We start from the raw sequence: 12,799 nt of genomic DNA on the forward strand, positions 1-12,799 counted from the left end.
ATGACGCGCACTTTCTGGATGTACGCGGTGTGCATGAGTCCATCGCGAGCAGGCTCGCTCCTACAGGGGTTTTTGCTGCTCGCCGGGGATTGGCGGTTAGAAATCGATGGTGCCCGACAGCTTCGCCGAGCGTGGTTCGCCTTGGGTCAGGTAGCCACCCTGGGCCGATTCCCAGTAACTCTTGTTGGCGACGTTTTCCACGCCGAAGCGCACGGTCACGTCTTTTTCCTGGACCTTGAACGCGTAACGGGCACCGGCATCGAAGCGGTTCCAGGTCGGCAGGCTGAGGTTGTTGGCGGCGTCGGCGTACTGGCCGCCGGTGCGCAGCATCCGTCCGCTCAGGGTCACGCCTTGCAGGCCGGGCACGTCCCAATCGACGTTGGCATTGAACTGGAAGCTCGGCACGCCGATGGCCTGATTGCCGTCGTTGAGGCCGTCCTGTGTCTGCTTCAGCTCAGTGTCCATCACGGTCACGCCACTGATTACCCGCAGACCGTCGAGGGGTTCGCCGAACACGTTGAGCTCCACGCCTTTGTTGACCTGTTCACCGTCCTGAACGAACACCGCAGTGGTGTCGTCGATGATCTGGGTATAACCGTCAGCGGGTTGTTCGATGCGGTACACCCCGAGCGTTGCGCCGTAGGTGCCCATGTCGACCTTGACGCCGGCTTCGATCTGTTTGGAGCGTGTCGGGGCAAAGACTTCGTTGGCGTTGACCACGACCCGCGAGCCTGAAGTGGTCGGTGCCGTCGGACCCTGGGCCAGCCCTTCGATACGGTTGGCGTAGAACGACACGTGGTCCCACGGCTTGAACACGATGCCGTACACCGGGGTCGTGATCGATTCGTCGTAGTTGGACGTGCGGCTACCGGTGTCGTAGTCGTAGCCCTGGACGACCAACTGTTGGCGGCGTGCGCCGAGTGTGATCAGCAGGCGATCATCGATAAAGCCCAGTGTGTCGGACACGGCGACGCTGCGCATGAAGGTTTTGCCGGTAATGCCCGGATCACCCAGGTCGCCGCCTGAGAAACCGCCGCCTGGCGCCGGAACGTCGATCGGGTGATAGATGTTATTCGAGTAATCATTCTGGTCGAAATCGTAGGCGTTGCGCTGTTGGGTCCAGATCCCAGCCAGGCCGAAGTTGAGTTTATGGGTGACCGGCCCGGTGGCGAATTTGCCATTGAGGCCGGTCATGGCACTGCTGTTGTCTTCATTGTGCGGAATGTACGAGCCGCTGGTCACCGAGCTGCCATCGTTGCCCACCAGCGTGGTGGAGTCGAAGTTGCCGACTTCACGGGTATGCTTGGCACCGGCAGCGGCGTAGGCGGTCCAGCTGTCGTTCAGGTCATATTCGGCGCGCAACATGCCGAAGGTGTCTTCAATCTCACTGAAGCCCCACTTTTGCGCATAGTTGGTATCGGCCGACGGCGCATCCGGGATGTGCGTGGTGTCGCCAAGGTTCACTGAACTGCGGCCACCGTTGATGCGTTCTTTCGAATAGATGAAATCACCGGAAACACGCAGGGCATCGCCACGGTAGTCGAGGCCGAGGGCGAACAGTTTGGAACGCTGGTTTTCATCGTCGATGGCGGTATCGCCTTCGCGTTGCGACAGGTTGAGGCGTACGCCGAATTGGTTGTCCTCGCCGAAGCGCTGACCAATATCCAGGTGTTCGCCGATGCGTCCGTCATCACTGATGTCAGTGCTGAAACGACGCAACGGTTCATCACCGGCGCGCTTGGGTTGCACGTTGACGCCACCGCCGATACCGGAACCGGTCGGGGTTACACCGTTGATGAAGGCGTTCGGGCCTTTGAACACTTCGACACGTTCCAGGGCATCGGTGGAAACGATCTGTCGCGGCAGGATGCCGTACAGGCCATTAAAGGAAATGTCGTCGCCATTGAGGGGCAGGCCACGAATCATAAAGGTCTGGGCCTGGTTGGAATATCCGGAAGCCTGACGCACCGATGAATCATTGAGCAGCACGTCGCCGATGGTTTCGGATTGCTGGTCGCGGATCAATTCTTCGGTGTAGGCCGTCATGTTGAACGGCACGTCCATGATGTCCTGATTGCCCAGCACGCCCAGTTGGCCGCCGCGTGCAACCTGACCACCGGCGTACACCGGGGGCAGGTCGGACGCTGTCGGTGCCTGGGCGTTGACATTGACGTCACCGAGCATCAGCGGCTTGCCCTGGGTTTCGGGCGCTTCAGGCGTTTCGGCATGCGCCGTCACGGACAGGGAGCAAAAAAGCGCGAGTAGCGTCGCACGAAAGGGCACGCGGAGTCGGGCTGGAGTGGTCATGTTTCGATCCTGAGGCGGCGCGCGGCCGATTGGAAAAAGGGGCGGCGCGAATCTCCTTGCGCAAATGCGACTCCAGACGCAAATGGTAGGTGTTCTCAGTAACGTTGTGCTATGCGCTTTCTGCGAGGTACACAGGAAATTTCTGTCTGTGCACAAATCGGCCATTGGTCGTATGGTGACGGCGGCTTAACGGATTTGATGGAGCGACATGCAAGCCAATCGATTGATTACAAGCGTTGCCGCGTTGTTGGTACTGGCCGGTTGCGCCGGTCAGCGGAGCCAGGAACCTGCACCGCGCAAGCCCGCCGAGGTGCGCGCCGAGATCGTGCGTTTACTGCCGGCCAAGACCGTCGACCGCCAGGGCTGGGCCACGGATATCTATGCGGCATTTGCCGCGCAAGACATTTACCCGAGCACTCAGAACCTGTGTTCGGTACTGGCCGTGACTGAGCAGGAATCGACCTTTCAGGTCGACCCGTCTGTACCGGGCCTGGGCAAGATCGCCCGTGAGGAAATCGACCGTCGTGCCGCCACGGCACACATCCCGGGGTTACTGGTCAGCGGTGCGTTGCGGCTCAATTCACCCACCGGCAAAACCTACAACGATCGCCTCAATGCGGCGCGCAGTGAAAAGCAGTTGAGCGCGATTTTCGATGACTTCATCGGCATGGTGCCCATGGGCAAGACCCTGTTCGGCGGCTTTAACCCGGTGCACACCGGTGGGCCAATGCAGGTCAGCATCGATTTTGCCGAGCAACACGCCAAGGGTTATCCCTACCCGGTGGATGGCTCGATCCGCCATGAAGTGTTCACCCGGCGTGGCGGCATGTATTTCGGCATCGCCCATCTGCTCGGTTACCCGGTCAGCTATCAACAGCCGTTGTATCGCTTCGCCGATTTCAACGCCGGTTGGTACGCCAGTCGCAATGCTGCTTTCCAGAACGCGGTGAGCCGTGCTTCGGGAATTACGCTGGCGCTGGATGGTGATCTGGTGCGCCACGATTCGATCATGCCCGGCACCACGGAGCTGGCCGTGCGCAGCCTCGGTAAGCGCCTGGACATGCGCAATCCCACGATTCACGATCAACTGGAGAAGGGCAATAGCCTGGCGTTCGAAGACACCAAGTTGTATCAGCGGGTTTTTGAACTGGCCGAACAGGCAGAGGGGCGGACGTTACCGCGTGCGGTGTTGCCGGGGATTGTGCTGCAAAGCCCGAAAATCACCCGCAAACTCACCACGGCGTGGTTCGCCAAACGGGTCGATGAGCGTTATCAACGCTGCATGACGCGGGCCGGAAAATTGTAGGAGCGAGCCTGCTCGCGATGGACTCAAGCACAACGCGTTTAACCTGTAAGCACGCGTTATCGTTAACGTCCATCGCGAGCAGGCTCGCTCCTACAAAAGCGGTCGAGGCTATCGGTACATCCAGTCATTCAGGCAGCGCGGCTTTCAATCAGACGATCCGAGCAGCCTTCAGCGACAACCGGGTGAGTAGACGTTGCAGCGAAAGCGTTAGCTGCAAAAACCGAGAAAGCGATGCCGAGAAGGGTTTGGCGTTTCATGGCAATGATGGGCGCTGCGCGATACCTCCGGTGAGCGTGATGGTGCGGTCGTCGGATGGTCACGGCGGTGACGGCGACGGCTTCTACACTGGATAGCTGGTGTCCAGGCTCACCCGGTCCGCAAGGAGATGTTTATGTACCAGCTCTACGGCCATCAGAATTCCGGTGCGGCGGCGATCGAGGCTGCACTGGAGCTTTGCGAGATTCCTTACCGATTCATTGACGTTGAGGCATCGCCAGAAGCGGCCCACGCGCTTGAGAAGCTCAACCCGCTCAAGCAGATCCCGACGCTGCAACGGCCCGACGGCGGCGTCCTGACCGAGAGCGCGGCGATTCTGATTCACCTCGGCCTGACGTTTCCCTCGTCGGGGCTGTTGCCGGAGGACCCGGCCGAGCGTGACCAGACCATTCGGGGCATGACGTACATCGTCACCAATTGCTATGCCGCCATCGGCATCATCGATTACCCCGAACGCTGGCTGGCGGTGGCCGATGAATCGTCGAGGCAGAATCTCATGGCCGGTGCCCGACAGCGCTTGCACTGGAGCTGGGATGTGTTTGCCGATCAGTTTTCGGGGGATCTTTATCTGGGCAGTGAGACGCCCGGAGCGCTGGATGTGCTGGCGGCGGTGATATCGCGGTGGGCGGGCAGCCGAGAGCATTTGCGCAATGCCCGCCCCGGTTTTTTTGCCTGGCTGGAACGGATTGACCGGCACCCGGTGCTGGCGCCGGTGTTTGAGCGGCATTGGCCCGCCTGAGAACTCCGTCGATCCCCTGTAGGAGCTGGCTTGCCAGCGAAAGCGGTGTATCAGTCAACTTCAATGTTGAATGATCCATAGCAATCGCTGGCAAGCCAGCTCCTACGGGGCTCGCATTACTCGCCGCGAATGTACTGCTCGAGTTGGCGAATCAGTTCAGCCTGCTCGGCAATGGCTTCCTTGACCAGGTCGCCGATTGAAAGCAAACCGATCAACTTGCCGCCTTCCACCACCGGCAGGTGACGCAGGCGCTTGTCGGACATGATGCCCAGGCACGTGTCGACGGTTTGATGGGTGTCCACGGTAATCACCGGCGAGACCATGATGTCGCGCACCGGTGTGCCCACCGAAGAACGGCCGTGCAGCACCAGTTTGCGCGCGTAGTCCCGCTCGCTGATGATGCCCAGCACTTCGTCATTTTCCACCACCAGCAAGGCGCCGACGTTTTTCTCGGCCATCTTCATCAGCGCTTCGAGCACCATGTGATCGGGTTTGATCTGGTGCACTTCCTGATTCTTCTGATCTTTCAACTTGAGCAGCTGGGCGACGGTTTTCATGGTGGTTACTCGGGTGTTGTCGTTGTTCCTGAAGAATCGTAGACCCAAGCGCAGAGGGCAAGGGCGAATGCGGCAGATAACACGCAAAAAACGTCATTTGGCGGTTTTTCTTCTGCAATCCTCGAAAAGATCGCAGCCTTCGGCAGCTCCAGGAGAACGCGGGAACGCATAGGCGCTGCCGAAGGCTGCGATCTTTTCCCGGCTGGCCGCTAAGTCTGGGTGATCACGGGTAGAATCATCACCCTGAATCAAATCTGAGGTTTGCAGTGGTGGATTTACCGCAGGGCTTCGTCCTGACCCGGCATTGGCGCGACACCCCGGCCGGTACGGAAGTCGAGTTCTGGCTGGCGACCGACAGCGGTCCCCGGCGCATCCGCCTGCCTCATCAACCGTCGGTGGCGTTCGTGCCCGCCGAGCAAAGGGTGCAAGCCGAAGCGCTGCTGCACGACGAAAAAAACGTCGAGCTGCGGCCCTTGGCCTTGCAGGATTTCGAGCATCGCCCGGTCCTGGGCCTGTATTGCCAGCAGCACGGTCAGCTGATGCGCCTGGAAACCGCGCTGCGCAAGGCCGGCGTCGAGGTGTTTGAAGCCGACGTGCGGCCGCCGGAGCGCTACATGATGGAGCGTTTCATCACCGCTCCCGTGCGCTTCAACGGTACGCCAGGCGCCGATGGCCTGCTGCTCGACGCCCAGATGAAACCCGACCCGACGTACCGGCCCAACCTCAAACTGGTGTCCCTGGACATCGAAACCACGGCCCAGGGCGAGTTGTATTCCATCGCGCTGGAGGGTTGCGGCGAACGCCAGGTGTACATGCTCGGTCCGCCCAATGGTGACGACAGCGAGGTGGATTTCCAGCTCGAGTATTGCGACTCCCGGGTGGCGTTGCTGAAAAAGCTCAACGACTGGTTTGCCCGTTTCGATCCCGACGCAATCATTGGCTGGAACGTCGTGCAGTTTGACTTGCGGGTACTTCACGAGCACGCCCGCCGCCTGGCGGTGCCGTTGCGGCTGGGGCGTGAGGGCGAGGAGATGCAGTGGCGTGAACATGGCAGCGGCAACCACTATTTCGCCTCCGCTGCCGGAAGGTTGATCATCGACGGCATCGAGTCCCTGCGGTCGGCAACCTGGAGTTTCCCGTCATTCAGCCTGGAAAACGTTGCTCAGACCCTGCTCGGCGAGGGCAAGTCGATCGACAATCCGTACCAGCGCATGGACGAAATCAACCGCATGTTCGCCGAGGACAAGCCGGCGCTGGCCAAGTACAACCTCAAGGATTGTGAACTGGTCACACGGATTTTCGCCAAGACCGAGTTGCTCACGTTCCTGCTGGAGCGGGCCAGCGTCACCGGGCTACCGGCCGATCGCATGGGCGGTTCAGTGGCGGCGTTCACCCATTTGTACATGCCGCTGATGCATCGCCAGGGGTTCGTTGCACCGAACCTCGGCAGCAAACCGCCGCAAGCCAGCCCCGGCGGTTTTGTCATGGATTCGCAGCCTGGGCTTTACGAATCGGTGCTGGTGCTCGACTACAAAAGCCTCTATCCATCGATCATCCGCACCTTTCTGATCGACCCCGTGGGCCTGATCGAAGGCCTCGCGCACCCGGATGACAGCGCGTCTGTGCCGGGTTTTCGCGGGGCGCGTTTTTCGCGCACCCGGCATTGCCTGCCATCGATCGTCGCGCGGGTCGCCGAAGGTCGGGAAACGGCCAAGCGCGAGCGCAACGCGCCGCTGTCCCAAGCGCTGAAAATCATCATGAACGCGTTTTACGGTGTGCTGGGTTCCAGCGGTTGTCGCTTCTTCGACACGCGCCTGGCGTCGTCCATCACCCTGCGCGGCCACGAGATCATGTTGCGCACCCGGCAACTGATCGAAGCCCAGGGCCACGCGGTGATCTACGGTGACACCGACTCGACCTTCGTCTGGCTGCGCCGCGCCCATGACCAGGAGGATGCCGCGCAAATTGGCCGCTCGCTGGTGGATCACGTCAACCAGTGGTGGCGCGAACATGTGCAGGAGGAATACGGCCTGCAGAGCGCGCTCGAACTGCAGTACGAAACCCACTACAAACGCTTTCTGATGCCAACCATCCGTGGTGCCGAGGAGGGCAGCAAGAAGCGCTATGCCGGGCTTGTGACCCGCGCCGATGGCCGCGAGGAAATGGTCTACAAAGGTCTGGAAACCGTGCGCACCGACTGGTCGTTGCTGGCCCGGCAATTCCAGCAGGAGTTGTACTTGCGGATTTTCCAGCGCCAGCCGTATCAAGAGTATGTGCGCGACTACGTGCGCAAAACCCTGGCGGGCGAGTTCGATGATCGGCTGATTTACCGCAAACGCCTGCGCCGCACCCTCGACGATTATCAACGCAACGTGCCACCCCACGTACGCGCGGCGCGCATCGCCGATGACTACAACGACCGCCAGGGCCGCCCTCGGCAATACCAGAATGGCGGCTGGATCAGTTATGTGATCACCGTGGCCGGCCCCGAGCCGCTGGAGATCCGCAGCGCGCCCATCGATTACGACCATTACATCAGCCGGCAGCTGCAACCGGTGGCGGACGCGATATTGCCGTTTGTCGACGACGATTTTTCAACGCTGATTGGTGGGCAACTGGGGCTTTTTTGAGTCCATCAACTCCAGGGTCCAGGCGTCGAGAATGCCGTGGAAATACTGATTCAGCGCTTGATGAAAGACGCTGTCGGCTGCCGCGACCTGGGCAAACAGGGTCATGGATGAATGAAATTTCAGGTCGTCGGGATGACCGAATATCCCGGCCACCGAGCGCTGTGGGATGTTCAGCACTTCCAGGGTGCAGGTGCGTAACCGGGCGCCCAATAATGGATGCTGCAGATAGGCCTGGGCTTCTTCCCTGGAGCGGATGGCGAAATGTCGCGACATCTCGCTGCCGCCCAGCCCGGAAAACTGCGGAAAGATGAACCACATCCAGTGACTGCGTTTGTGACCGGCATTCAATTCGGCCTGGACGCGGTCAAACACCGGGTCCTGTGCCTGGATGAAACGTTGCAGATTAAAGGCGTCCAGCGGATCGGTACTTCTCATGCCGATGTCCTCTGACACTCCGCGATGGCTCAGACCATGGCCAGCCGCTGCTTGTGTTGTGGCGCACGAAACGCTTGGTCCAGCGCCTCCAGATCTCCGGCTTCAAGCTGCAACAGTGCCGCTTGGGCGTTGAGTCGCACATGCTCGGGGCGGACCGCCTTGGGGATGGCGATCACGCTGTCCTGACGCAGAATCCATGCCAGCGCCACTTGGGCCGGTGTCACATCGTGACGGGCGGCTACTTGCTTGAGCAGCGCATTGGCCAGCATTTTTCCGCCCTGGCCAATCGGGCAGTAAGCCATGGTGGACAGCTGTTGCTGCTGGCTCCAGGGCAACACATCAAACTCTATACCGCGTTGCTCCAGGTTGTAGAGAACCTGACTGGTGGCGATGGCTTCGCCCACCACTTCTTCGGCGCCACCTTCGGCGTACATTTGCACCGTGTCGATCAGGGTCATGCCCATCTCGATGCCCAGGCGCAACGCAGCGACTTCCTGTGCCGGTGATCGATTGGTGTCGGCCGACACTGCACTTTTTCCAAATGACCGGCTCTATCCTTGGTTGCCTGCGGCGATCCCCACCGCTGGCCCATGCCCAAGTTCAAGCACTTATGGCCCAAGCGTTACCTTTCATTACTGCACTATTCACAAGGCATTGCTGGCTGTTGGTTGGCCTGTCGATGTGCCTCTTCACCGGTTGCAGTCAGCAGCAAGGCAGCGACATTTTTACCCAGATGCGCGAAGGCCGGCCCCAGGAGTTTCTGCAAACCAGTGTTGACCGCATGGCGACCCTGGCGATGCGCGACAACCTCGACAGCCTTTACGTGTTGATGAGCAAGCTGTACCTGCGCAATCCCGAAGAACTCAAAAAATCCGGATTCCTCGACGCCCGCACCGCCGGCAAGCAAGTGCGCATGGCCATCGAACAGCAAGAGCCGTTGCCCACCCTCGGCGGCAAGAAGGACCTGGCGGCCCTGCGGTTTGCCATGAGCCCGGAGTTTCTCGGGGACCGGGTCGGGGCGTTCATTTACGCCATCGGCAGCATGCTCGTCACCGCTCACGGCAATCGCCTGGAGTTCTATATGACGGACGCGATCAACCCGGTGTTCGTCAGCAACGCCGCACGCAACATCGAGATCGCCACCTGGATTCTGAGCCAGCGACAAAACAAGGAGGGCCAGCCGTTGCTGTTCTCCAACGAGATTTCCGAGGAGGGCAGCAACCTGAGCTTTGCCGTCGAGTTCGGCAAGATCGTCGCCCGACTGGACTTGCTGACGCAGATGCTCGACGAGCGCTACCGGCGTATCGGGCTGAATTATGCCCAGAGCCTGCTGTTTCTGAATTTCCTGCCGGTGCAGTAAATTCTTGTAGGAGGTTCGGGAATAAAGATAGATCGCATCGATATAACTGGTTATAAGAAATCTCGCTATGCTGCGGGCCGGATTTCCCTGCGATCTTTGTGGACGTATCAATGGATTTACTGAACATCGGGTTGGTCATTGCAGGGTTGGTGGTGGGTTTTATCGTCGGCATGACAGGTGTGGGTGGCGGGTCGCTGATGACCCCGATCCTGCTGTGGTTCGGCATCAATCCGGCCACGGCCGTCGGTACCGATCTGCTTTACGCGGCCATCACCAAATCCAGTGGTGTGCTGGTTCACCGAAAGAACAACAACATCGATTGGGCGATCACCGGTTGGCTGACCCTGGGCAGCGTGCCGGCGGTGCTGCTGACGTTGTGGTTCCTCAGCACGTTGCACGAAAGTCCCGACGCGATGAACGCCATCATCAAACAAGCCCTGGGCTTTGTGCTGTTTGCCACGGCGCTGGCAATCCTGTTCAAGAAGCGCTTGCTGGATTTCGCCCACAAGCGCGCCGGTGGCAACTACAACCCCACTGGCCCGCGCCTGAATGTCATGACCGTCATTACCGGTCTGATTCTTGGCACCATGGTTGCGCTGACGTCCATCGGCGCCGGCGCCTTGGGCACCGTGGCACTGTTCATTCTTTATCCGTTGTTGCCGACTCGCCGTTTGGTGGGGACAGAAATTGCCCACGCCGTTCCGCTGACGCTGGTCGCCGGTCTCGGTCACGCGAGCATGGGTAACATGGATTGGCAGGTGCTGGGTTACTTGCTGGTCGGTTCGTTGCCGGGGATTTATCTGGGCAGCCACCTGACCGGGCGGATCTCCGATGAACTGCTGCGCCCTTGCCTGGCAACCATGCTGATGCTGATCGGCTACAAACTGGCGTTCTGATTCGACCCCCTCCTTTTGGCGGGTGAATATTTCCAGCAGATGCCCGACATGGGTATCGAAATTCACCCGTTGTCCTGTCGCACAATCCTTGATCTTCCTTCGCATTGGTTCACGCCCAAGATTGCCCCGAGCTGTTGCGCAATGACCGCGCTGACCTAAGCTTGGGGCAAGGCAGAGCACATTTGCCGAGCGTCACCGGAACGAACGCCGCGATGCGCAATCATTAGAGCGTGGATATCAAAAGGAGAGGCGCATGCTCATCAGGTCACTGACCCTGGCTACCCTGCTGGCAATCGCCGGCCCCCTGTTCGCCGCCGATGGCGACTCACCGCTGGACATGGACAAGGGCCGGTCCCGTCCGCTGATTGTTATCGCCCCAAGCACTGTTGACCCTATGTGGGTCGGCCTGAAACAGTCACTGGACGAGCCGGCCAATCGCAAGGGTTTCACCGACCGCAACATGGTGCTGTACACCGTGCTCAACCTGATGGGACAGCGCGAAGGCAAGGACCTGGGGCCACAGGACACGGCAGCGTTGATCCGCTCGCTCAAACTGGGGGCCGGGTCCAAGAGCAAGGTGATTCTGGTCGGCAAGGATGGCGAAAAGAAGTTCGAACAGTCAGAGAACATCAAGCTGGAAGATATTTTCAGCGCCGTCGACCAACTACCCGCGGCCGAGAAAGAAACCCCACCGCCAACAGTGGCCACTCCAGCGCCAGAAGCGCCCGCGGCTAAAGGCGCCAAGAACACCAAGCAGGCTAAATCGACCAAACCCGTCAAACCGCCTGAAATGCCGGATGATTGATCCGGCGCGAAATCCTTGTAACAGCAGGTGGCGAGGGGGCTTGCCCCCGTTGGGCTGCGAAGCGGCCCCGCTTCAGATACACCGGCAGCTCTGCCCGGCGCTCCGATAGGCTCTCTCCAAAGCATCTGCATCAGTCCGTAAAGCTACCCGTTGTAGCGATACCCCACCGTCACCGCCCAGGGCTGTTCGATGTCACTGCCCTTGGTGTATCCACCCTCGGCGTAGAAATGATGATTCTGCTTCGCCGCCACGCTCAAACCACCACCGATCTCGGCCCATTTGTCGCAACGCCGCCCGGAGCGAGCTCGCACCTACAAGGCGCTCAGTACCTGATGGGCAATTTTGACCCGCTCTGCAATCGGGAAATTCTTGTTCGCCAGAATCACAATGCCGATGTCCTTCGACGGTACAAATGCGACGTAGGCGCCGAAACCACCGGTCGATCCGGTCTTGTTGATCAGTACGCTGCTCGGCTGTGGTTGTGGCGGGTTCAGCCATTGGACTTTGTGCGCTTGCATGGCCATGGGTGTCGAGTTGCCTTCGAGCAGGCGGTCCAGCGAAACCGGATAGGCATACAACTCCCAACCCAATCCCTGAGTCATGTCGCCGACGGTGTAGTAGCCGGTGTGGGTCAAGGCGATGGCCTGTTGCAACGGTTTTGCCAGACTGGCCGGCTTCATGTTCGCTTGAACATACATCAACAGGTCCGCCGCGCTGGTTTTCACTCCGTAGGCTTCGGAATCGAGTGCGCCGGGGCCGACTCGCACCGGTTTGTCGTCCTTGTTGTAGCCCTGGGCGTAGAGGCTCATCTGGTCCTGTGGCACGTTCACATAGGTGTGCTTCAAACCGAGTTTCGGCAGCAGGGTTTTCTCCATCGCATCATCAAACGGCTTCCCGATGCTATGCGCGGCGAGGTAGCCGAACAGGCCCAGGCTGGGGTTTGAATACAAGCGATGGGTGCCGGCAGGGTAGAGCGGTTTCCACTGCTGGTAGTAACCGAGCATGGTGTCGGCGGAGTCGGCCTCAGGCGGAAATTGCAGGGGCAGGCCCCCGGCACTGTAAGTGCCTAATTGCAGCACGCTGATGCGGTCGAACGCGCTGCCGCGCAGGGCTGGCCAAACCTGGCTGGCCTTGTCCGATAACGACAGTTTGCCGGTGGCCTGGGCATAGGCGGCGAGGGTGGCGGTGAAGGTTTTGCTGACGGAGCCGATCTCGAACAGGGTGTTTTCCGAGACCGGTTTTCCGGTTTCTGTCGAGGCTACGCCATAGTTGAAATACTGCGGTTTGCCGTTGACGGTCACCGCCACGGCCATGCCGGCAATGTTCTGGGCTTGCATCACCGGTTGAACAGCGGCGTTCACGGCTGTCTCGATTGGATCTGCGGCGATGCAGGGGCCAGTAGCAAGCATGGCCATGCAGGCCGCAAGTGTTTTCAGCTTGTTCATGTGGATGAGGTCCGCCATTGATTCAGTGCGCGCCATTTTAGGC

At 59.9% G+C, this 12,799-nt stretch carries 11 protein-coding genes and 2 pseudogenes; 6 read left to right on the top strand and 7 right to left on the bottom strand.

Annotation, left to right across the window (positions count from 1 at the left end):
- Positions 1-96 precede the first annotated feature (96 nt).
- Positions 97-2,307, bottom strand: coding sequence for a TonB-dependent siderophore receptor (locus QYH43_RS05790; RefSeq protein WP_301156621.1), 2,211 nt, complete (start codon positions 2,305-2,307; stop codon positions 97-99).
- A gap of 208 nt (positions 2,308-2,515) precedes the next feature.
- Here QYH43_RS05790 and QYH43_RS05795 point away from each other — a divergent pair, with 208 nt between their 5' ends.
- Positions 2,516-3,613: a DUF1615 domain-containing protein gene (locus QYH43_RS05795; protein WP_301156622.1), complete on the top strand. Its 1,098-nt coding sequence runs from the start codon at positions 2,516-2,518 to the stop codon at positions 3,611-3,613.
- A gap of 131 nt (positions 3,614-3,744) precedes the next feature.
- On the opposite strand, the pseudogene QYH43_RS05800 reads toward QYH43_RS05795, so the two are convergent.
- Positions 3,745-3,870: pseudogene (locus QYH43_RS05800) on the bottom strand (phage infection protein); the annotation flags it as partial.
- A 134-nt stretch (positions 3,871-4,004) separates the two neighbouring features.
- On the opposite strand from QYH43_RS05800, the gene QYH43_RS05805 reads away from it, so the two are divergent.
- Positions 4,005-4,628, top strand: coding sequence for a glutathione S-transferase (locus QYH43_RS05805; RefSeq protein WP_301156623.1), 624 nt, complete (start codon positions 4,005-4,007; stop codon positions 4,626-4,628).
- Between the two features lie 116 nt (positions 4,629-4,744).
- Here the strand turns inward: QYH43_RS05805 and QYH43_RS05810 are convergent, their stop codons facing one another.
- On the bottom strand, positions 4,745-5,185 hold the full coding sequence (locus tag QYH43_RS05810; RefSeq protein WP_015094223.1) for a CBS domain-containing protein: 441 nt from the start codon (positions 5,183-5,185) through the stop codon (positions 4,745-4,747).
- Positions 5,186-5,454: 269 nt separating this feature from the next.
- On the opposite strand from QYH43_RS05810, the gene QYH43_RS05815 reads away from it, so the two are divergent.
- Positions 5,455-7,815 (top strand): DNA polymerase II, encoded by a 2,361-nt coding sequence (locus QYH43_RS05815; RefSeq protein ID WP_301156624.1) that lies wholly within the window; start codon positions 5,455-5,457, stop codon positions 7,813-7,815.
- On the opposite strand, the gene QYH43_RS05820 is transcribed toward QYH43_RS05815, so the two are convergent.
- Positions 7,780-8,250 (bottom strand): DUF1810 domain-containing protein, encoded by a 471-nt coding sequence (locus tag QYH43_RS05820; RefSeq protein ID WP_095059680.1) that lies wholly within the window; start codon positions 8,248-8,250, stop codon positions 7,780-7,782. The two genes, QYH43_RS05815 and QYH43_RS05820, sit on opposite strands and share 36 nt — an antisense overlap.
- A 29-nt stretch (positions 8,251-8,279) precedes the next feature.
- Positions 8,280-8,756: pseudogene (locus QYH43_RS05825) on the bottom strand (aldo/keto reductase); the annotation flags it as partial.
- A 104-nt stretch (positions 8,757-8,860) separates the two neighbouring features.
- Here QYH43_RS05825 and QYH43_RS05830 point away from each other — a divergent pair.
- The 3 genes from QYH43_RS05830 to QYH43_RS05840 all read left to right on the top strand — a co-directional run bounded on the left by QYH43_RS05830 (position 8,861) and on the right by QYH43_RS05840 (position 11,311).
- Positions 8,861-9,610 carry a hypothetical protein gene (locus tag QYH43_RS05830; RefSeq protein WP_301156625.1) on the top strand — a complete coding sequence of 250 codons (750 nt, stop codon included), beginning with the start codon at positions 8,861-8,863 and terminating at the stop codon, positions 9,608-9,610.
- Positions 9,611-9,720: 110 nt separating this feature from the next.
- A complete protein-coding gene (locus QYH43_RS05835; protein ID WP_095059677.1) occupies positions 9,721-10,506 on the top strand; it encodes a sulfite exporter TauE/SafE family protein in 786 nt (261 codons plus the stop codon).
- A gap of 253 nt (positions 10,507-10,759) precedes the next feature.
- Positions 10,760-11,311 (top strand): DUF4174 domain-containing protein, encoded by a 552-nt coding sequence (locus QYH43_RS05840; protein ID WP_301156626.1) that lies wholly within the window; start codon positions 10,760-10,762, stop codon positions 11,309-11,311.
- A 143-nt stretch (positions 11,312-11,454) separates the two neighbouring features.
- Here QYH43_RS05840 and QYH43_RS05845 read toward each other — a convergent pair whose 3' ends face one another.
- Positions 11,455-11,622, bottom strand: coding sequence for an autotransporter outer membrane beta-barrel domain-containing protein (locus tag QYH43_RS05845; RefSeq protein WP_143498461.1), 168 nt, complete (start codon positions 11,620-11,622; stop codon positions 11,455-11,457).
- Complete coding sequence (ampC, locus tag QYH43_RS05850; protein ID WP_301156627.1) at positions 11,623-12,756, bottom strand: class C beta-lactamase; 1,134 nt, start codon at positions 12,754-12,756, stop codon at positions 11,623-11,625.
- Positions 12,757-12,799 lie beyond the last annotated feature (43 nt).

Source organism: Pseudomonas sp. C32 (assembly GCF_030417915.1).
In the GTDB taxonomy this organism is placed as follows: Bacteria; Pseudomonadota; Gammaproteobacteria; order Pseudomonadales; family Pseudomonadaceae; genus Aquipseudomonas.

Coding starts and splice junctions, on each gene's coding strand:
- QYH43_RS05790 (WP_301156621.1), bottom strand. CDS start 2,307: ATGACCACTCCAGCCCGACTCCGCGTGCCCTTTCGTGCGACGCTACTC.
- QYH43_RS05795 (WP_301156622.1), top strand. CDS start 2,516: ATGCAAGCCAATCGATTGATTACAAGCGTTGCCGCGTTGTTGGTACTG.
- QYH43_RS05805 (WP_301156623.1), top strand. CDS start 4,005: ATGTACCAGCTCTACGGCCATCAGAATTCCGGTGCGGCGGCGATCGAG.
- QYH43_RS05810 (WP_015094223.1), bottom strand. CDS start 5,185: ATGAAAACCGTCGCCCAGCTGCTCAAGTTGAAAGATCAGAAGAATCAG.
- QYH43_RS05820 (WP_095059680.1), bottom strand. CDS start 8,250: ATGAGAAGTACCGATCCGCTGGACGCCTTTAATCTGCAACGTTTCATC.
- QYH43_RS05830 (WP_301156625.1), top strand. CDS start 8,861: ATGGCCCAAGCGTTACCTTTCATTACTGCACTATTCACAAGGCATTGC.
- QYH43_RS05835 (WP_095059677.1), top strand. CDS start 9,721: ATGGATTTACTGAACATCGGGTTGGTCATTGCAGGGTTGGTGGTGGGT.
- QYH43_RS05840 (WP_301156626.1), top strand. CDS start 10,760: ATGCTCATCAGGTCACTGACCCTGGCTACCCTGCTGGCAATCGCCGGC.
- ampC (WP_301156627.1), bottom strand. CDS start 12,756: ATGAACAAGCTGAAAACACTTGCGGCCTGCATGGCCATGCTTGCTACT.